This window comes from Methanolobus tindarius DSM 2278, from assembly GCF_000504205.1.
GTDB lineage: Archaea > Halobacteriota > Methanosarcinia > Methanosarcinales > Methanosarcinaceae > Methanolobus > Methanolobus tindarius.
The window spans coordinates 706072-724827 of the sequence record NZ_AZAJ01000001.1 but is presented as its reverse complement, the minus strand read 5'-3'; the positions used below and the strand labels follow the sequence as shown (position 1 = coordinate 724827).

Below are 18756 nucleotides of genomic sequence, written 5' to 3'. Positions count from 1 at the left end.
TTTATTCTTTTCCGGGATGTGAAAGACTGTTTTCCAATATCCTTGCAGCAGCGTATGCAGGGAATACCTTGGAAATATCAGTTCCCCATTTTTCAGCAACAGACACACATTCAAACCCAAGTCTTTTTGCTGCTTCCCTTATCATAAATTCACCAAGCCCTGCGGAAACTATCCTGTTGAGTCCATTCTTCTCAGCAACAACCGATATTGCTTCACAAAGAAGACTTATTTGTTTTTCCTTTACCTGAACTGCTATATTGTAAATTTCATCCGGTGATATTTCAGTCAGATCTGCACAGACAACCCTTGCCAGTCTTCTCATGGCATCTGTTTTGGTTTTGCCTGCGCCGTCTGCGGTTTCACAGGTATATAATTCTTCAGTGATATCTCCAAGCAGCAGGTAGGCATCAGCAGTATTTGCAAAAAGCTCAGAGGAAATATTGCAGTCACCGTCGGCCACCTTCACTTTATCAAGCAGGTAAGCAAGATTTGTACGGAGTGTTCCGGCATAGAATAGCTCGCTGCGTACAAGCCTCGAAAAATCGGTAAGTCCTGCAACATGTTTTCCGTCTTTAATAGGTATTATGTCACTGGTGGTACTTCCCACATCAACGAATATGCAATCTCCGATCTCAGAACCTATCAATCTTGTAGATGCAGCCCAGTTTGCTGCCGCAAGTTCACGCAGGCTTGAGGATTCATCGTAGAAATGTCCGTTGCTGTCAATGTACATGGTTTTACAATCAAAGGCCTCATCAACAGATTTCATTATGAACTGGATTCCCTGAAGTTTGTCCTCAAAACAGTCTGCCAGTTCTCCTGTCATAACCACACTGACCATGTCCGGTTCAAGTTCAGCAGCAATGTCTTCCAGTGATTCGGGCAGAGTTGTGTCTTTCCACAACGGTATGTAATGTAGCTCAATTATTCTTCTGTCAGCGGAAGCTATTTTAGTATTCGCACCGCCAATATCGATACCTATTATTCTCATATGATATCCTCAATGTCATCTTTGGTGAAAGAACATTCCCCTGTAAGTCTGACTGATTCGGGAAGTTCTCCAAACATATTCATAAGTAACAAATCTCCGATCTCGCATTCAAGTGTCCTGATAAGTCCGAATATTGCAGTGGTTGGTCTTGGGTTCACATCTATTACGTATGTTTTGTCCCCATATACTATATCTATTCCCACGTATCCATTACATCCCAGTTTCTCAACTGTCTTCTTTGAGGTGGTGAATACTTCTTCCTCAAATTCTGCTCTATATGGTACCTGGTTTCCCTTGTAATCAAAAATTGTTTCGCCATTTTCTGTCTTTATGTCAATTAATTGCCTGTTCAGACTTAAAGGAAGGGATTTTTGTCCGCATATCATGCTTACGCTGAGGTGCTCTCCCTCAACATATTCAGTTGCAATATACTCATCTGCCTGTTCTTCCATTTTTTCTGCAGATTTGAGTCTGACACCTTCAGAAGCACATCCGTACCTGGGTTTGATGACATAGTTTCCTTTGGATTCCATATCCATTATTTTTGGAACAGCAATTGAACTTGATTCTAATACTTTTGTGCATGTAAGTTTATCTGCACACAAACGGACTGATTCCGAGGAGCAACCAAGGTTTACTGTGTTTTTTTCAATTATCTCTGTGAGTCCCCCAAGAAGTTCATCAGGACCAATAACAAGTCCAGCATCACTTTCTTTTGAAAATCTCTCCAGCACGTCTTCAAATGTATTCTCATCAGATATTATGGATTTTCCGTATTTTAGCTTGCTTTCCGCGCTCAGATAGCTGACCTCATGTCCAAGGCGTGTGAAACTTTCAGCAAGCGTGCTTATCATTGCTTTTCCTTCCAGAAGCAATGTTCCACCCAGGCCAATTCCCATAGCGTATTCAGCAAGCAGTATTTTCATGCTGGATGCAACTGCATTTATTTGATATATCCTTTACTATTAATATCGCTTTATATACTCTGTTTTTTAGCAGCATATTTTTCTCTCTTTTTGTTGTAATGCTGTCTAAAATTTCAATGGCATTAAAATTTGATGTGTGATAGTAAATTTAACCGAATTTGTGTTATATACTATTATTACTTACTTGGTAAGTGGAGTTGAGATCTGATCTCAATTTAGGTGCGTCGGGTTGGAGCCGGGTTTAACCGGTTTACGGCGGGGGTACAAAAAGTAGTGTCTATCCCGATAGGATACTACTATAAAGAAAAGAGGCCCGTATCGGAAGTAAGTGAGTAGAGGAGTAAGAAACCATTGTGTTTTATGGTACACTTTGGACGCAATGGTTTGCTCTTCCTGCTACTTAGTATCAATCTGTTTTAACAGTGCTATAAGTTCTATGTTATTGTTTTATAGTAGTTGCAATATCATCTCTGCATGTCATATTGTGCATATAATATGTGTACATGTATCTCTTCTTGCTTTATATTAAAAATGACTATATACTATGATTACTGATAGAGGACTGGGATGAATATGGATGTAAATACGGAAAACCCATTTGTGCAGGCACTGGTTGTATCAACCACCATGGCAGTTTTCATGATCGGTGTGGCTTTTGGGCTAATGAGCATGGCACGCGAAGGCAGCACCCCAGTTCCTATGGCTGTAATGCTTCTTATTTTTGCAGTGATTTTTATAGCAGGTTCTGTGTTTTTTGAATCAAGGGGAGCAGATTATATGGGCTCTCTTGTTGGCGGAGCAATCATAAGTCTTGTAGCTACATTCTCTGCAACTGCATTTTTCAGTGGTGTCAGGTTTGCTATTGGCGGTGGTATTACTGAGATTGGATCTGACCAGGTAGTTTCAGCTCTTGCGGTTTGTATGATAGCAAGCATGCTGTTGATACGTGTTTTGCAGCATAAGTTTAGTAATGTTTTTTAAGTAATTTTAGTGTTAGAAGATCAGCCCTAAATATGGATTTATTTGCTTTTTTGTACACTTCATTTCGCCAAAACAAAGCGCTAATACGAAAAGTATTTATAGAACTTCAAACAATCACTAGTTCGATTAAACATTACCGCGCACAGAATATGCGGAGATATTGAGAATGGCTGATGGACCAGAGAATTGTGACGATTTAGATTCAAAAACAGTTGATGAGGGTAAAGTCGAAGAAATATCTGCTGAAGATGAGGCTGCACAGCTTCGTGACAAGCTCTTGCGACTTACCGCGGAATTTGATAATTTCCGCAAACGAAGCGCAAGGGAAAAAGAAGAATATCGCAAGTTTGCAGTTGAGCGGGTCATAATTGAGCTCCTCGAAGTTTACGACAATTTCGAGCGTGCGCTGGAATCTGCAAAGCAGACAGACGACATTACATCTGTAATCACTGGTATTGAGATGGTTTTCAAACAGTTTACCGGAATACTTGAAAAAGAAGGTCTTGAAAAGATCGAGTGTAAAGGTGCTGAATTTGACCCTTACCTCCACGAAGCAATGATGCACGTGGAACATCCAGATCACGAAGAAAATACTGTGGTAGATGTTTGCAAACCGGGTTACTGTCTGCACACAAAGGTAATAAGACCGGCAATGGTGACTGTTTCGAAGAAACCTGAAGAATAAACGGACGGATTTCAGAGTTATCCTTAAAGGATATCTTCAACACAAATAAAATCAATTATTTACAATTAAACTATAATTAATTCATATAAAAGAGGTAATATTATGGGAAAAATATTGGGAATTGACCTGGGAACTACAAACTCCTGTATGGCTGTTATTGAAGGTGGAGAACCTACTATTGTCCCGAATGCAGAGGGTGGAAGAACTACACCATCTGTTGTAGGTTTCTCAAAGAAAGGCGAGAAACTGGTAGGTCAGGTTGCCAAGAGGCAGCTTATTACCAACTCCGATAACAGTGTAAGTTCTATTAAGAGACACATTGGTGAAGGTGACTACAAGGTAACACTTAACGGCAAGGAGTATTCACCTCAGGAAGTTTCTGCAATGATCCTGCGCAAGCTGAAGGAAGATGCGGAATCTTATCTTGGTGAGACAATCACACAGGCAGTAATCACAGTGCCTGCATACTTCAACGACTCTCAGAGACAGGCAACAAAGGATGCCGGTACAATTGCAGGTCTCGAGGTAATGAGAATTATCAACGAGCCAACCGCAGCGTCACTTGCATATGGTCTTGACAAGGACGAGGAAGACCACAAGATCCTCATCTATGACCTTGGAGGAGGTACTTTTGATGTATCCATTCTTGAGCTCGGTGGCGGAGTATTTGAAGTTCTCTCAACCGCAGGAGACACACACCTTGGTGGCGATGACTTCGATCAGAGGATTGTTGACTACCTTGTAGAGGAATTCAAGAAGGCAGAAGGTATTGACCTTTCCAAGGATAAGGCAGCACTCCAGCGTTTGAAGGATGCAGCAGAGAAGGCAAAGATTGAGCTTTCCGGTGTAACATCCACTAACATCAACCTCCCGTTCATTACTGCAGATGCAAATGGTCAGCCAAAGCACATTGACATTGACCTTACAAGGGCACAGTTTGAGAAGATGACTGCTGACCTGCTTGACAAGACTCTTGTGGCTGTAAATCAGGCAATGAAGGATGCAAAGGTATCTTCATCTGATATTGACAGGGTACTTCTTGTAGGAGGTTCTACAAGGATGCCTGCGGTAACTGAGCTTGTAAAGAAGGCAGCAGGAAAGGACCCATACAAGAACATCAATCCTGATGAGGCTGTAGCAGTCGGTGCAGCAATACAGGCTGGTGTACTTGGTGGTGAAGTCCACGATGTACTTCTGCTTGATGTCACACCACTGACACTTGGTATCGAGACACTAGGAGGAGTTTCAACCCCTCTGATTGACAGGAACACAACCATCCCGACCAAGAAGAGCCAGGTCTTCTCAACAGCAGCTGACAATCAGCCATCTGTAGAGATCCACGTACTTCAGGGTGAGAGAGGTGTTGCTTCAGGTAACAAGTCCCTGGGCAGGTTCACACTTGACGGTATACCTCCAGCACCAAGGGGAATCCCACAGATCGAGGTTACATTTGACATAGATGCAAACGGTATTCTCCACGTAAATGCAAAGGATAAGGGAACCGGTAAGGAACAGTCCATTTCCATCCAGAAGCCAGGCGGTCTTACAGATGAGGAGATCGACCAGATGGTCAAGGATGCGGAAATGCATGCTGAAGAGGACAAGAAGCGCAAGGAAGAAGTTGAGGTCAAGAACACAGCAGAATCCCTTGTAAACGCTGCCGAAAAGACCCTTGAGGAAGCAGGAGATGTCGCAACCGATGATCAGAAGTCAAAGATAGAAGCTGCAATTGCTGCTCTTAAGACTGCTCTTGAAGCTGATGACATTGAGGACATCAAGGCAAAAACGGAGGAACTTCAGACTGCTGTATATGATGTATCTGCTGCAATGTACCAGAAGGCACAGGAGGAAGCTTCAGCTGCAGCATCCGCCGCAGAAGATACAGAAGGATCTTCGGACTCTGGTGACGATACCATTATGGATGCAGACTACGAAGTAGTCGATGATGACAAGTAATCAAAACATGGATTAAGTCGGGTAAGATACTTTAATCTGAAAGTATCTTACTACCTTTAATTTTAAAATAAATCATATCATTATAATATTACATATATAACAGGAATCATCCATGTCCACCCAACGCGATTATTACGAAATATTAGGTATATCCAAGGATGCCACTGAGTCCGAGATTAAGAAAGCTTACAGAAAGCTTGCAATGAAATATCATCCGGACAAGAATAAGGAAGAAGGTGCCGAAGAGACATTCAAGGAGATATCTGAAGCCTATGCTGTACTTTCCGATGCAGAGAAGAGGGAACAGTATGACAGGTTTGGTCATGCAGGTATTGATGGCCGCTATAGTCAGGAAGATATTTTCAGAAATGCAGACTTCGGAGACTTTGCAGATCTTGGCGATATACTTGGAGGTATATTCGGCGGCGGCTTTGGTGGCTTTGGTGGTTTCAGCGGCTTTGGTGGTGGTCAGAGAAGACAGGGACCAACACGAGGTTCTGACCTTCGTTACGATCTGGGAATCACTTTAGAACAGGCTGCTGAAGGTGTTGACACTACCATTAATGTTCCCCGCGCAGAAAACTGTGAATCCTGTAATGGAACTGGTGCCAAGGCAGGCACAAGTCCAAAGACCTGTCCGACATGTCATGGTTCCGGCCAGATGACTCAGGCACGTAAGACGCCTTTTGGTACATTCATGTCAACAAGTACCTGTAATGCATGTCATGGACGAGGGGAAATAATTGATGATCCTTGCCCTGCCTGTAAGGGCACAGGTAAGATGAAGAAGGTCCGCAAGATATCTGTAAAAGTTCCAAAGGGTGCTGATAATGGACTTCGCCTGAAAGTAAGGGGCGAAGGAGAGGAAGGCAGTCCTGGTGCACCATCAGGTGACCTCTACGTTGTCATTCATGTGGAGCCTCATGACAAGTTCCAGCGTATGGGTGATGATATTGTCTATGAACAGGCAATATCCTTTGCAACTGCGGCACTTGGTGGGGATGTAATGGTTCCTACCCTTCATGGTAAAGTGAAAATGAACATCAAGCCAGGGACACAGACCCATTCCATACTTCGTCTGAAGGGAAAAGGTATGCCTCATCTTCATGGACACTCACATGGTGACCAGCTTGTAAAGATCATCGTTAAGACGCCTACCAAGCTTTCAAACGAGCAGAAGGAGCTCTTCAAAAAGCTTCAGGAGCTTGACGGTGGCCCTGACGTAAAGGCTACTAAAGGTGGCAAAGGTATCTTTGAAAAAGTAAAGGGTGCTTTTGAAGCAGGGGCATAGTCCCTTCTCATTTTCTTTCATATTTTATTTTTATAAATCTTTTTTTAGGACATCTATTTATATTGTCTCGCCAGTTGTGTGGTAAGATATAAAAAGCAATAACCATATTATGCGGTTTTGTTTTTCGTATCAACGAATATCGTATTTATGACCTTTTGAAGGTATTATTATGAAGATCGTAATTATTGGTGCTGGTGAAGTCGGTTATCACATTGCTAAGGCTCTCTACCAGACAAACGATGTTGTGGTAGTTGACCAGAATGAGGAAGCATGTGCCCGTGCAGATGAACTTGATGTTCATGTTATCCATGGAAATGGTGCTAACGTTTCTATTCTCCATGATGCCCTTGAAAATGCAGGCCTTCTGGTTGCCGTAACAGGTTCTGATGAGGTAAACATTGTTGCATGCATGGCTTCTAAGCTTACTGTTAACGATAATACAAAATTAAAAACAGTTGCAAGGGTAAGTAATCCTGATTATATTGACAAACCTGTGGCTAAAAGACCTAAGATTGGAATTGACATTATGGTTTGTCCCGAATTAGCTCTTGCATCAGAAGTTGCAGAGATACTTGCTATTCCTTCTGCGATTGATGCAGAACTTTTTGCTGATGGTAAGGTTGAAATGATGGAATTTGTGGTTCCACATGATCATAAAATTGTTGGTAAACAGATGCAGGATCTCCATCTTGCAAATTGTTGCATAGTAAGTGCTCTTTTCAGGGATACTGAAGTTATTATTCCTCATGGTGAGGACATAATAGAAAATAACGATCACATAGTTGTTATCGGTAAACCTGCTGCTATGAAAGAGGTACGTGACCTTTTCGGTGAAAAAACAGGTAAACGAAGTAAAGTACTGATTATTGGCGGCGGTATAGTTGGTTTCTATCTTGCAAAAATGGTAGCAAATAATGAATTCGACTTGAAAATCATTGAATCTAATAAAGAGCGATCTCTTGCTATTGCAGAGGAGCTGCCTGATGTACTTGTCCTTAATGGTGACGGAACAGATATCAACCTCTTGAAGGAAGAAGATGTTTCCGAAATGGATGTTGTCATATCTGTGACAAATAGTGATGAAAAGAACCTCTTGTGCTCGTTGCTTGCTAAACAGCTAGGCGTGAAAAAAGTTATTGCCAGATCTGACCGCTCAGATTATGTTTCTCTATTTGAAATGGTGGGTGTTGACAGTGCGGTAAGTCCAAGGCAGGCAACTGTTAATGAAGTTCTGAAGCTGACTTTTGGTCAGGGAATTGAGTCAATAACTACAATTGAAGGTGAAAAGGCCGAAATTGTAGAGTATACCACTTCAAAGAAGTCAAAGATAGTAGGCAAACCTCTTAAAAATGTAAAATTCCCCTCGGGTGCAATTATCAGCATGGTAGTCCACAATGGAAATACAGTTGTTCCTCGTGGTGAATATGTCATTGAGGAAGGAGATCGTGTAGTAGTCTTCAGTCTCCAGTCTGCAAATGCTGAAGTTGAAAAACTTTTTAAGTAGTTCATGAAGGGGTGTATTCTTGAAGTACGAAGTCATATTGAATGTTTTAGGCGGCCTTCTCAGGTTTCTGGGCGCCATAATGATCCTTCCTTTACTGGTGGCAATCTACTATGGTGATTCCCCCTATCCATTTCTGGTTGCAGTAGTAATTACCGGTTTTACTGGTATTTTACTTTCTGCACGTTATAAATCCTCGGAAGAATGGAAAACCAGGGAAGGTTTTGCCATTGTTGCGCTTGGCTGGCTTGCAGCCGCCATATTCGGTTCTATTCCTTTCATGCTTGATGGTATAAGTCCTATTAACGCAATTTTTGAATCAATGTCCGGTTTTACAACAACCGGGGCAACAGTTCTTCTTGATATTGAAGCTCATTCCCGAAGCATACTTTTCTGGCGTAGCCTGACACAGTGGCTTGGTGGTATGGGTATTATCATGCTTTTCATTGCCATTCTTCCAAAACTTGGTGTTGCCGGAAGGCAGTTGTTCAGGGCTGAGGCTCCTGGTCCTACAGAGGACAAGATCAAACCAAGAATCAGGGAGACTGCAAAAATCCTCTGGCTTGTTTATTGTTCTATCTCTTTGCTGGAAGTTATTGCTCTGTTGCTTGCAGGAATGTCTTTTTATGACGCATTAACTCATACTTTTACAACAATGGCATGTGGCGGCTTTTCTCCATATGGTCTGAGTATCGCTGCATTTAACAGTCCTCTTATAGAAGGTATCATCACGCTTTTTATGTTTATTTCCGGAGCTAACTTTGCGCTTCACTACCGCACATTATACACTGACAGGAAGAGCCTTGTAAAAGATGATGAGTTCAAGTTCTATGCTGCAGTTACTCTCATTGCAACTGCAATCCTCACTTTCAGTCTCTGGAAAGATATGGGTGAAACTGTGTTTACATCATTCAGGTATGCGGTTTTTCAGGTGGTTTCCATCATGACTACAACAGGGTTTGCAACTGTGGATTTCAATTTATGGACTGATTCTGCAAAGATTGTATTGCTTGCGGTAATGTTCATAGGTGGTTGTGCAGGCTCGACATCAGGCGGTATTAAAGTTGTAAGGTTCCTTCTTCTACTTAAATACGCACAGCGTGCTCTTTTCAAATCAATTCATCCCAGAGCTGTCCAGCCTATAAAATTTAACAACAAAACAGTTCCTGATGATGTAATGCAGGCAATTGTCTCTTTTGTAGTTATTTATTTTATGATATTTGCAGTATCTACCGGTCTTCTTTCTCTAATGGGGATGGATATTGTCAGTTCTATCACTGCATCAATTGCAACACTGGGTAATATAGGTCCGGGATTCAATCTTGTAGGTCCGATGGCCAATTTTGATGTCGTTCCATTCATTGGAAAAATATTGCTCATTGGCAATATGTGGGTTGGAAGACTTGAGGTTTTCACTGTGATAGTGATGCTTACTCCTGAGTTCTGGAGAAGGTAAAATAAAACAGATAGGTATAGTATTGAAATAATTATTAAATAAATGAATAAAGTGATTGTAATATCACTTTATTATTTTTCAAAGTCAAGTTCGTACTTGACAACAGTTTTGAAAAGAACTCTCAACTCCCATAGAAGTTTCTTGTTTGCCTTGAAAAGAGCATAAAGCAAATCAAGCAAACTCATGCTTGAGAAATTGACACCTCTTAGGGAGTGTCCCAGTGAGTTAAGTTCCTTGTCACTGAATTTTGTAAATGTATCCTTAACTATCAGGCTGTTGTCTATCTCACGACCTATAGTTTCTCTCCATCTGACTTCATACTCATTAAGTGCGTCAGTTGAAACATCACCTTTTGATATGGCATTATATGCAACTTCGCCTGCAATTTTCCCTGCTTCCATTGCATTAATAATTCCGCCGCCTGTAATTGGATCAGATTGTCTTGCTGCATCACCTACAAGCATTAATCCGTTAACAATTGTCTTTTCAATGCTGCCACTTACAGGTACTCCGCCCACATCAATCTCCAGTATTTTTGCGTCCGGGTATTTGTCATTCACAAAATCATTCAGGTAATCAATGGCATGTTTTCCGTTGCCGGATTTATTACCAAGAATACCTATGCCAACGTTGGCCATACCATTTCCTTTAGGGAAAATCCATACATAGCCTGCAGGTGCAATCTCATTTCCAAGATAGAAGTAGCAATAATCCTGATCGATATTTGTACCGCTCATAAGGTACTGTGCGCATGTCTCAATATCTACTGGCTTAAGGGATGTGTCAATCCCTGCCCATCTTCCTACTTTTGATTCGACTCCGTCTGCACCAATAATTATTTTTGCTTTAATATCGTATGACTGTCCAAGATGTGATACTTTGACACCTTTCACAAAATCATCTTCAATAATAAGGTCAGTAGCTCTTGTCTTCACTCTTACTTCTGCGCCGGCTTTTGAGGCTTCGTAGGCCAGGGCCCTGTCAAATATCTTACGTTCAAGAACGTATCCGACTTCCCCTCCTGCAATCTCTTCTGCCATTTCTATCATTGTTCCGTCAGGAGTGTAGATACGTGAGCCTTTTACGTCTGCGCATATCCAGCGATGATCAGGTTCTATGTGCTTTCTGAGCCAGACTTTACTTACTCCTTCAGCACATCTTACAGGATCGCCTATTTCCTGCCTTTTCTCAATCAATAAGACACTGAGGCCTTTTAATGCAGCTGTTTTTGCAGCTATTGATCCTGCCGGACCGGCACCTATGACCACAACATCATATTCATTTTTCACTTTTTCACCTCAATAGCTCCAACAGGGCATATTTTAGCACAGATGCCGCAAGAAGTACACAATTCATTTACTTCTATCCAGGTTTCAACCAATTCAAGTGCTCCAGCCGGACATACACTTACACATGCCCCACAGTAACCGCATTTGAATTTATTTACGTTGATGGTCACCATTATCACCTATAAATTTGTATAATTTATCACTAATAGTTTAAAAGGAAATATATCTTTCTAATTCTCGTATTCGAACCAGTAATCAGGGAATCCAATATAGTAAAAGGAATATATGTGGTTTATGCATCGCCTGCAGCATTTATCTTTGCTCTGGCCTTGCCTGTTTTCATATCAAACCTTTCATTCACATATTTTTGTGAGTTTCCATGCCCATGAAGCATTATCTCTACCAGATCATGTGGTTCGTCAATGTCAGTGCTCAACATGAATGAGTCGTATATAAAGACTGAACATCCTCTGGCTTTTGCTATATTGCAATGGTTAAGGAAACTGGATCCATAGTATTTAACATGGTAATTTGAAGGGTCTTTTATGAAAATGACATTCGTGCCCCCACCTTTGCCGGGTACTATCACAACGTCCTCTGTTCTTGAAACTATGTCGTTTACATGGCATGCTCTTACCATAGGTAGATCTGCCATTATAATAAATATTGGCTTATTTTCCTGTTCCAGATATTCATTTATAGCTTCATTCAGGTCGTGTTCACTCAGAACAACATTAACGTCCAGGTCTTTAGGTACGCCGTTATCGGGTGTTGTAAGTACATCTATCTCTTTGATACTTGCTTCTTTCAGACTTGAAACAACGTCCCTTAACATGAGTTCTACGAATTCCTCACGTTCTTCTAAAGTAAGTGCAGGTGAAAGCCTTGATTTGGCGTTTTTCTTTTTATAAGGTATCAATGCTTTCATTTATTTCCTCATAAAATGCTTATTCCGGCGGTCTGCCATATTAATTATCCATTTTAAGAATCAAGCTACTTTAAGATCTATCTTTTCAGATTCATTGCTAAGAATTGGTTTGTATATTGTATTTCTCTGCAATGGTTGCCTTCCTGAAGATGTGATGAACCATTCAAGTTCCTGCGCTGACATGAATTGTCCGGTTGTAGATCCTGCTGAAGCTGATATCTTCTCTTCCATGAGGGTTCCGCCAAGGTCGTTTACACCGCAGAACAGAGCTACCTGTGCTAGCTTTTTTCCAAGCTTAACCCAGCTTGCCTGGATATTATCGATATGGGTGTTAAGAATAATGCGCGCAAGTGCATATAATTGCAGATCCTGTATTCCGGGGGTTGCATATTTGCCCTCTTTAATCATTTCATTGCCAATCTTATTGTTATATGGCATGAATGTCAATGGGACAAATTCTGTAAAACCACCTGTTTTCTTTTGTATATCCCGGATGAGCATTATATGGTCTATACGTTCCTCTATTGTTTCAACATGCCCGTACATTATGGTTGCAGTTGTGTTTATTCCTGTCTGGTGTGCTTTTGTGACAACATTCACCCATTCATCGGTCTTGAGCTTACTGGAGCAAATTATGTTCCTCACTCTGTCAGAAAGTATTTCTGCTGCAGTTCCGGGCATTGTGTCAAGTCCCGCTTCCTTCAGGCGCATAAGTGCTTCTTCCACACTTATGTTGCTTTTCTTTGCCGCATGGTATACTTCCATAGGGGAAAATGCATGTGTGTGAATATGGGGGAATTCTGCCTTGACAGCCCTTATTATATCCGTATAGAAATTTATATCAACATTTGGAAGGAGTCCTCCCTGAATGCATACTTCAGTTGCTCCCTGGCTCTCGGCATCTTTTACTTTCTCAAGTATTTCCTGAATGTCCAGGATATATCCGGTATTATCGCAGAATGCACAGAACCCACAGTTTCCGACACAGCGGTTAGTGAAGTTAATGTTGCGGTTTACCACATAGGTTACAGTATCCCCTACTGTCTCCTGACGCAACCTGTCTGCCAGTTCAAAAAGCTTGAACGGCGGCACTTCTAAAAGAAAAAGTGCGTCTTCCTTTGTGGTTCTGCCCTGGTTGGCACGTTCAACAACATCTTCCGGGATAATAGGGTTCATAGTTCTCACTGATACCTTTCTTTTGTATTTAAAATGTGTGCCCCAACCAGGAATCATATTTTCCGGTATCCGTCCTCATCCGAAAGACTGTGAATCAGGCCTTTCAGGTTATCGCTGTACCACCCTTTTTTAATGTACTGCGGATAAATTGGAAGTCTCTCTTTTAGTTCAACTTCGTGTATCATTTTCTTTAGTTCTGATACATCTGGCCATTCTGCCTCAGGGTTAATCCAGTCAATTGTAGTAGGTGAGATTCCTCCAAGGTCACCGGCGCCACACTGGATCAATGTATAAGGATCTATCAGGTTTGGCGCAACCTGTATAGCTACGTCATCAGGAAGAATTTCCCTGGCTATTAATATCGCCTGCATCATCTCCTCTTCGGTAGGCGATGGCATATCAGCCATTGGGGTATCAGGTTTTGGGGTGAAGTTCTGTATTATAACTTCCTGTATATGGCCGTATTCTTCATGCAGTTCTGCAATGGTCAGTATGGAGTTGATTCTGTCATCAAGTGTTTCGCCTATGCCTATAAGCAAACCAGTTGTAAATGGTATATTCAATTCACCGGCATAGCGTATGGTTTTGATTCTTTTGGAAGGTATTTTTCCCGGAGAACCTTCATGCGCTGCCAGATCTGCAGTTGTCTCTAACATTAGTCCCATACTGGCATTAAGAGGTTTGAGCTTTTCAAGTTCGGTATAGTTCAGTATGCCTGCATTGGTATGGGGCAAAAGACCTGTATTGATGGCTATCCTGCATAATTCGCATATATAGTCAACAGTTTTGTTGTATCCTAAATCTTCCAGCCATTCTTTATACTTCGGAACTTCTTCTGCATATTCTCCAAATGTAAACAGAACTTCTGTACATCCTGCTTTTTTACCCTCTTCTAATATTGGCAGAATTTCTTCTATCTTCATCAGTTTTGCATCAGGGTCATCCGGATCGCATCTGAAAGTACAATACCTGCAGTTATTCCTGCAAATATTTGTGACCGGTACGAAGACGTTGCGGCAGAATGTTACAAATTCATCCATTGTTAGTTCCTATTTTTAAAGCAACCATTACATAAGTTTTACTGGTTATGATTTTTATATAGGTCAGGTAATCAAAATATCCTGCATACAGTTTTTAACACCCAGGGCAATTCCTTCAACTTCAATACCACCTTTTCCTTTTGCTCCATCTCCCACTACATAAAGGTTTGATACTGGTGTTTTGTTTTTAAGGTCTGCTCCTGAAGGAGATCTGTTTACAGGCCAGTCGTTTGAATATGATTGTATAAGAAGTACTTCATATTCTTTTCCTGCAAAAATATCTTTGAGATCTTCAAGACCCAATTCTATCTCTTTGTCAAGTTCATTGAGATCATTCCAGTGAACACATTGATGGGCCATTGTAAGATGTTTTCCCGCTGGCGCAAGGGAAGGGTCAACATTTGTCACTTCGTTTATGCCGTTCACCCTTTTTGCATAAGGTGTAAGAAGTACGCCTCCATGCCCTATCAGTGGTTTATCTGATGAGAGGCAGATCTTAATTCCTGCAGATGGTTTAAGGTCTTTTGATTTGCGTGAGTATTCATCCATTCCACTAATGTTTGTTTCAGTTCCTATCATTTTTGCAGTGGAAGGATGTCCGATATCACTAATAACAAGATCAGCTGCATGTTCTTCTCCATCTACAATAACTGTTGTTACTTTGTCATTGTCTAATTTAAACCCTGAAACTTCTGAGGATGTGTGTATGGTTCCGCCATTGGTGGTAATTATTTCTACAAGAGCATCGGTTACTCCTTTACATCCTCCCATTGGAACTCCTGGTCCTCCGAAGTGGTAAAGGTTTTCTATAATTGCAAAGGCTTCTTCCACAGGCACATCTGCACCCTTCAGGCTGAGTGCCCACCCGAAAAAGGAATCTGAAATCCGGTATGTCCAGTCCTGTGGGATATGTTTTCGACACCACTCTTCAAAAGATTGACTTGTTGGGGGATTTTTTCTGGTACTTATGACGTAATATATGAGTTTAAGTCGATTTAAAAGTGAAAAAGGAACTTTAAAATCTTCAAAAAGAATATCCTTGTGTCCGTATTTGTAGTCTGTATCTTTTCTGGTTCGTGGAACCCTGATGACGGAAACCGGTTTTTTGCGGACTATTTCGACATCTGCGCCTACGTCTTTCAATAATTGTGATAAAGGACCAGCAGGTCCATGAGGTATCATATGCAATGCGCCGGTGCTCAGCTGGAAACCCTGGTATGGGATATTGGTGAATCTTCCTCCTATAATTGGAAGGCGTTCAAATATTTCTACTTCATATCCTTCTTTTGAAAGCTTCGCTGCGCTCAAAAGTCCTCCCAGTCCCGAACCGATAATAATTGCTTTCATCCTATGCCTCTATTGCTTTAACCGGACAGTATGCGGCACATGCCCTGCACTCGATGCATGCAGAAGTAAAACTCGCTTTTCCTCTGATCTCAATGGCTCCGAATTTACAAAAAGCAGCACATTGGCCACATCCTACACAGTTTTTGTTTACTTTCATATTACATTCACCGGATTTCATTGTATAAGGTTTTCAAGAATAAAAAGTCTTATTGTTCTTTGTTTTGTTCTATAGTGCATGATGAGTTACGTTGGGTGATAATATTTGCAGTGTCTTCCACATTTTTGTCATCCGGGGTTTCAAACGGAAATATTTATTATTATCAAGTAATAATTATATTATCATGGATGAAGTTGATCTGGCTATATTGGAACATCTTTGTAAAGATTCCCGAATGCACAGCACTGAGATTGCAACAGCTCTCGACCTTGCGACATCCACTGTTCACAAGAGAATAGAGAAGATGCGTGAAACGGGGATAATCAAGGAATTTACTGTTAAGGTTGATACTAACGAAGTTGGACTAAATGTCACAACTTTTATTGGTGTCAATATCGAGCAGAGCAAGAGGATTAATATAATCAACCGCTTGAAGACAATCGATGATGTACTGGAAGTCTATGAATTGCTTGAGCCTTATGACTTGCTTCTGAAAGTGCGGACTTTTGATATCCATTCCCTGAAAGAAAATGTTTTACAGGTACTTGGAAATATGGATGGGATAAAAGATTCCCAGAGTATACTGACAACAAAATGCCATAAAGAAAAGAGTTGTGTGATACTCAAAAAGTAAAACTTTCAAATCATGCCGGTGTGGACACATTTATTTATGTTTTTCCGATAATCCGCGTGAGACTCATTCGTATATTAATATCACGATTATTCATTACATTTTCAAGAACTTTTATATATCATCATGTCAGTTTATTTTTAGGTGAACTTATGAAGAAAGAAGTGATCCAGGTAGTATCTAGGGATAACGGGGAATTGACATCCAGGAAAGTTAAGGCTGCACCATATGAATTTACAATTGCAACTCGTGCAAAATGGGAGATGGTGATATCTGATGAGGATATGGAAATCCGTGCAGGGGAATTCAAGAAGGTCAACGTGAAAGAGATATGTCTGGATCCCGATATGGTGGCGCTTCCATGTACTTTTTCACATCATGCCGTTGTTTCTCTCATTAAGGTCGGGTCAAAAGGTGGTGCAAAACCTGTGGACAGTGAGCGTATCATCAATTCGGCTTATGTTATCGGACAGGAAAGTGGCAGGATTAGAGAAGGGGATCTTCTTGCAGTTCTCAATATCTTCCCTATCATGTTCACTCGTGAAGCTATGACGCCACGCACTCTCTAAGGTGGTTTTATGGATACTTGTGAGATATGTGGTGAACTACAGGACTTCAAGCATTTTGAAGGTTACAACATCTGCACTACCTGTGCAGATATTATGGAAGATGTTATGGGTGAGTATTTCCTTCGTACAATATGGAAGCGTGAACCTAAGGCCCATGCTGCTTATCTGAATTATCTGAACAACACTACAAAGTATATTTCAGATTACAAGAAACTGGCACAAAAGTCTGATCAACATACAAAAGATGTCAGCGCAAGAGTCCATGATGCTCTGGAAAATGGAGGTGGGCATCCATCCAAAAAGCGTTATTTTGGGCATATGCAAAAAGTACTTGACTGGCTGGAGGCAACTCCGCATTTTTATCATTATTATTTCAAGGACTACTATGTTTGCCCGGAATGCGGTGCTTCTATATTTGATAAATACACGCGAAGAGATGTTGGTGACTGGATGGTAATTTCATGTTCCGAATGTGACGCGGTAATCAAGAAATATTTTTCACTCAAAAGTGTATGAAAATTTCATTCTTAAAAGCATATTGCGGTGGATATAAGATTCGATAAAGCTTGAAGTACAGTATCTGTAAGGTTTTACAAGCTTATTCACTTCCACGCATAATTTATTTTGTATCTGCGCAGACCTCGCACATTCCGTATCTCTTTCCTATTATAGTTTTTGGCTGTGTTTCAGCCTGCGGTATTCTAATTGAGACAATTTAAATATGATGAATTATTATCAATTATTAGAACTCTATCTATTGAAAAATATGTCGACAGATATTGTTTGTCTATCCGTACAGGTTTAATGGTTATTTGTGCAATACCTCGCACGAAGGTGTTTTATACAAATAGTCTATGTATCTTTATAACTTTCAGGAGAATAGTTTATGTCAGGAATAATCGATATTAGTAACATAGCCAATAGTTACATACCGGTTGCAATTATTCTTATAGTGGCGCTAGTGATGCCTCCTATGACAATGCTTATCATTAAATTGTTAAGTCCTAGGAGTAAATCATCAGCAAAGTACACGACATATGAAGCAGGTTCCTTACCAATAGGAAATGCCAGAATACAATTCAATGTCGAATACTATCTATATGCCATTGCTTTTGTTCTTTTTGATATTGAAGTCCTTTTCCTTTATCCCTGGACTACGATTTTCAAGGGACATGATATTACTGGAGTAGCAACCGTTGAAATGTTAATCTTTATTTTTGTTGTATTGTTTGGCTACGTGTATCTGATCAAGAAGGAGGCTCTTAAATGGATGAAGTAGAGCAGACAAATGTCGAACAAGATGCTGTTTTGGATGTAGGGTATACCGATGTCCCGGGGACAATGCTTACAGACTCAAATGCTATAGCAGACTTCCTCAAGAAAACAAAGATTCAGGATGTTCTTAACTGGGGACGTAAAAACTCTCTGTGGTTTATGGTAAATGCAATGGGTTGCTGTGGTGTGGAGCTGCTTGCTACAGGTATGGCTCACTACGACACAGACCGTTTCGGTATCATTCCACGTAACTCCCCCAGACACGCAGATGTACTGATTATCAGTGGTTACGTAACAAAGAAGTACCTGCCAGCTCTGAAGAGGGTATGGGATCAGATGCCAGCACCAAAGTGGGTCATATGCTTTGGAGACTGCGCGATAAGTGGTGGTCCTTTCTACGAATCATACAGTACTCATCAGAATGTTGACGATATCTTCCCTGTAGATGTATTCGTACCCGGATGTCCACCAAGGTGTGAGGCTCTTATCCAGGGATTCGTGGAACTCCAGAAGAAAATCGAAGCAAAGAAGGACAAAGGTACGGAGTATTGAGGTGA

The 18756-nt window shown here is 41.0% G+C and carries 20 protein-coding genes; 11 read left to right on the top strand and 9 right to left on the bottom strand.

Annotation, left to right across the window (positions count from 1 at the left end; genetic code table 11):
* Position 1: 1 nt before the first annotated feature.
* A complete protein-coding gene (locus tag METTI_RS03355; protein WP_023844408.1) occupies positions 2–991 on the bottom strand; it encodes a hydantoinase/oxoprolinase family protein in 990 nt (329 codons plus the stop codon).
* Entirely contained in the window at positions 988–1917 is a 930-nt protein-coding gene (locus METTI_RS03350) for an ATP-grasp domain-containing protein (RefSeq protein WP_023844407.1), read from the bottom strand. The genes METTI_RS03355 and METTI_RS03350 overlap by 4 nt, the downstream gene beginning before the upstream one ends.
* A 573-nt stretch (positions 1918–2490) precedes the next feature.
* Between METTI_RS03350 and METTI_RS03345 the strand changes: the two genes are divergently transcribed.
* From METTI_RS03345 to METTI_RS03320, 6 genes are all read left to right on the top strand, one after another.
* Entirely contained in the window at positions 2491–2898 is a 408-nt protein-coding gene (locus METTI_RS03345) for a heat-shock protein (protein ID WP_245596078.1), read from the top strand.
* Positions 2899–3064: 166 nt separating this feature from the next.
* Positions 3065–3583 (top strand): nucleotide exchange factor GrpE, encoded by a 519-nt coding sequence (gene grpE, locus METTI_RS03340; RefSeq protein WP_023844405.1) that lies wholly within the window; start codon positions 3065–3067, stop codon positions 3581–3583.
* A gap of 102 nt (positions 3584–3685) precedes the next feature.
* Positions 3686–5539, top strand: a complete 1854-nt coding sequence (gene dnaK, locus METTI_RS03335; RefSeq protein ID WP_023844404.1) for a molecular chaperone DnaK — start codon at positions 3686–3688, stop codon at positions 5537–5539.
* A 112-nt stretch (positions 5540–5651) separates the two neighbouring features.
* The gene (gene dnaJ / locus METTI_RS03330; RefSeq protein ID WP_023844403.1) at positions 5652–6830 is read left to right on the top strand and encodes a molecular chaperone DnaJ; all 1179 of its coding nucleotides are present in this window, start codon (positions 5652–5654) and stop codon (positions 6828–6830) included.
* A gap of 169 nt (positions 6831–6999) precedes the next feature.
* Complete coding sequence (gene trkA, locus METTI_RS03325) at positions 7000–8334, top strand: Trk system potassium transporter TrkA (protein ID WP_023844402.1); 1335 nt, start codon at positions 7000–7002, stop codon at positions 8332–8334.
* A 19-nt stretch (positions 8335–8353) separates the two neighbouring features.
* Positions 8354–9787: a TrkH family potassium uptake protein gene (locus tag METTI_RS03320; protein WP_023844401.1), complete on the top strand. Its 1434-nt coding sequence runs from the start codon at positions 8354–8356 to the stop codon at positions 9785–9787.
* Positions 9788–9858: 71 nt separating this feature from the next.
* Here the strand turns inward: METTI_RS03320 and METTI_RS03315 are convergent, their stop codons facing one another.
* The 7 genes from METTI_RS03315 to METTI_RS03285 all read right to left on the bottom strand — a co-directional run bounded on the left by METTI_RS03315 (position 9859) and on the right by METTI_RS03285 (position 15724).
* The gene (locus tag METTI_RS03315; RefSeq protein ID WP_023844400.1) at positions 9859–11076 is read right to left on the bottom strand and encodes an NAD(P)/FAD-dependent oxidoreductase; all 1218 of its coding nucleotides are present in this window, start codon (positions 11074–11076) and stop codon (positions 9859–9861) included.
* Complete coding sequence (locus tag METTI_RS03310) at positions 11073–11249, bottom strand: 4Fe-4S binding protein (protein ID WP_023844399.1); 177 nt, start codon at positions 11247–11249, stop codon at positions 11073–11075. Before METTI_RS03310 ends, METTI_RS03315 begins: the two co-directional genes overlap by 4 nt.
* A 119-nt stretch (positions 11250–11368) precedes the next feature.
* A complete protein-coding gene (gene cofC / locus METTI_RS03305) occupies positions 11369–12004 on the bottom strand; it encodes a 2-phospho-L-lactate guanylyltransferase (RefSeq protein WP_023844398.1) in 636 nt (211 codons plus the stop codon).
* A 60-nt stretch (positions 12005–12064) separates the two neighbouring features.
* Entirely contained in the window at positions 12065–13180 is a 1116-nt protein-coding gene (cofH, locus tag METTI_RS03300) for a 5-amino-6-(D-ribitylamino)uracil--L-tyrosine 4-hydroxyphenyl transferase CofH (RefSeq protein ID WP_048135768.1), read from the bottom strand.
* 53 nt (positions 13181–13233) lie between these two features.
* On the bottom strand, positions 13234–14220 hold the full coding sequence (gene cofG, locus METTI_RS03295) for a 7,8-didemethyl-8-hydroxy-5-deazariboflavin synthase subunit CofG (RefSeq protein WP_023844396.1): 987 nt from the start codon (positions 14218–14220) through the stop codon (positions 13234–13236).
* A 63-nt stretch (positions 14221–14283) separates the two neighbouring features.
* Complete coding sequence (locus METTI_RS03290; protein ID WP_023844395.1) at positions 14284–15567, bottom strand: phytoene desaturase family protein; 1284 nt, start codon at positions 15565–15567, stop codon at positions 14284–14286.
* Position 15568: 1 nt separating this feature from the next.
* The gene (locus METTI_RS03285; RefSeq protein WP_023844394.1) at positions 15569–15724 is read right to left on the bottom strand and encodes a 4Fe-4S binding protein; all 156 of its coding nucleotides are present in this window, start codon (positions 15722–15724) and stop codon (positions 15569–15571) included.
* Positions 15725–15908: 184 nt separating this feature from the next.
* Here METTI_RS03285 and METTI_RS03280 point away from each other — a divergent pair, with 184 nt between their 5' ends.
* The 5 genes from METTI_RS03280 (at position 15909) to fpoB (ending at position 18751) form a co-directional block, all read left to right on the top strand.
* The gene (locus METTI_RS03280; protein WP_023844393.1) at positions 15909–16358 is read left to right on the top strand and encodes an Lrp/AsnC family transcriptional regulator; all 450 of its coding nucleotides are present in this window, start codon (positions 15909–15911) and stop codon (positions 16356–16358) included.
* Between the two features lie 149 nt (positions 16359–16507).
* Entirely contained in the window at positions 16508–16924 is a 417-nt protein-coding gene (locus tag METTI_RS03275; protein WP_023844392.1) for a DUF22 domain-containing protein, read from the top strand.
* A 9-nt stretch (positions 16925–16933) separates the two neighbouring features.
* The gene (locus tag METTI_RS03270) at positions 16934–17440 is read left to right on the top strand and encodes a hypothetical protein (RefSeq protein ID WP_023844391.1); all 507 of its coding nucleotides are present in this window, start codon (positions 16934–16936) and stop codon (positions 17438–17440) included.
* A gap of 370 nt (positions 17441–17810) precedes the next feature.
* Positions 17811–18203, top strand: coding sequence for a F420H2 dehydrogenase subunit FpoA (gene fpoA / locus METTI_RS03265; protein ID WP_023844390.1), 393 nt, complete (start codon positions 17811–17813; stop codon positions 18201–18203).
* Positions 18191–18751, top strand: coding sequence for a F(420)H(2) dehydrogenase subunit B (gene fpoB, locus METTI_RS03260; RefSeq protein WP_023844389.1), 561 nt, complete (start codon positions 18191–18193; stop codon positions 18749–18751). The genes fpoA and fpoB overlap by 13 nt, the downstream gene beginning before the upstream one ends.
* The last annotated feature ends 5 nt before the right edge of the window (positions 18752–18756 follow it).

What these genes read in the sequence shown, in the direction of transcription:
- METTI_RS03285 (WP_023844394.1), bottom strand. Translation starts at nt 15,724, where the DNA reads ATGAAAGTAAACAAAAACTGTGTAGGATGTGGCCAATGTGCTGCTTTT.
- grpE (WP_023844405.1), top strand. Translation starts at nt 3,065, where the DNA reads ATGGCTGATGGACCAGAGAATTGTGACGATTTAGATTCAAAAACAGTT.
- cofG (WP_023844396.1), bottom strand. Translation starts at nt 14,220, where the DNA reads ATGGATGAATTTGTAACATTCTGCCGCAACGTCTTCGTACCGGTCACA.
- METTI_RS03310 (WP_023844399.1), bottom strand. Translation starts at nt 11,249, where the DNA reads ATGGTGACCATCAACGTAAATAAATTCAAATGCGGTTACTGTGGGGCA.
- cofC (WP_023844398.1), bottom strand. Translation starts at nt 12,004, where the DNA reads ATGAAAGCATTGATACCTTATAAAAAGAAAAACGCCAAATCAAGGCTT.
- METTI_RS03280 (WP_023844393.1), top strand. Translation starts at nt 15,909, where the DNA reads ATGGATGAAGTTGATCTGGCTATATTGGAACATCTTTGTAAAGATTCC.
- METTI_RS03270 (WP_023844391.1), top strand. Translation starts at nt 16,934, where the DNA reads ATGGATACTTGTGAGATATGTGGTGAACTACAGGACTTCAAGCATTTT.
- cofH (WP_048135768.1), bottom strand. Translation starts at nt 13,180, where the DNA reads ATGAACCCTATTATCCCGGAAGATGTTGTTGAACGTGCCAACCAGGGC.
- METTI_RS03290 (WP_023844395.1), bottom strand. Translation starts at nt 15,567, where the DNA reads ATGAAAGCAATTATTATCGGTTCGGGACTGGGAGGACTTTTGAGCGCA.
- METTI_RS03350 (WP_023844407.1), bottom strand. Translation starts at nt 1,917, where the DNA reads ATGAAAATACTGCTTGCTGAATACGCTATGGGAATTGGCCTGGGTGGA.
- trkA (WP_023844402.1), top strand. Translation starts at nt 7,000, where the DNA reads ATGAAGATCGTAATTATTGGTGCTGGTGAAGTCGGTTATCACATTGCT.
- METTI_RS03355 (WP_023844408.1), bottom strand. Translation starts at nt 991, where the DNA reads ATGAGAATAATAGGTATCGATATTGGCGGTGCGAATACTAAAATAGCT.
- fpoB (WP_023844389.1), top strand. Translation starts at nt 18,191, where the DNA reads ATGGATGAAGTAGAGCAGACAAATGTCGAACAAGATGCTGTTTTGGAT.
- dnaJ (WP_023844403.1), top strand. Translation starts at nt 5,652, where the DNA reads ATGTCCACCCAACGCGATTATTACGAAATATTAGGTATATCCAAGGAT.
- METTI_RS03345 (WP_245596078.1), top strand. Translation starts at nt 2,491, where the DNA reads ATGGATGTAAATACGGAAAACCCATTTGTGCAGGCACTGGTTGTATCA.
- METTI_RS03275 (WP_023844392.1), top strand. Translation starts at nt 16,508, where the DNA reads ATGAAGAAAGAAGTGATCCAGGTAGTATCTAGGGATAACGGGGAATTG.
- dnaK (WP_023844404.1), top strand. Translation starts at nt 3,686, where the DNA reads ATGGGAAAAATATTGGGAATTGACCTGGGAACTACAAACTCCTGTATG.
- fpoA (WP_023844390.1), top strand. Translation starts at nt 17,811, where the DNA reads ATGTCAGGAATAATCGATATTAGTAACATAGCCAATAGTTACATACCG.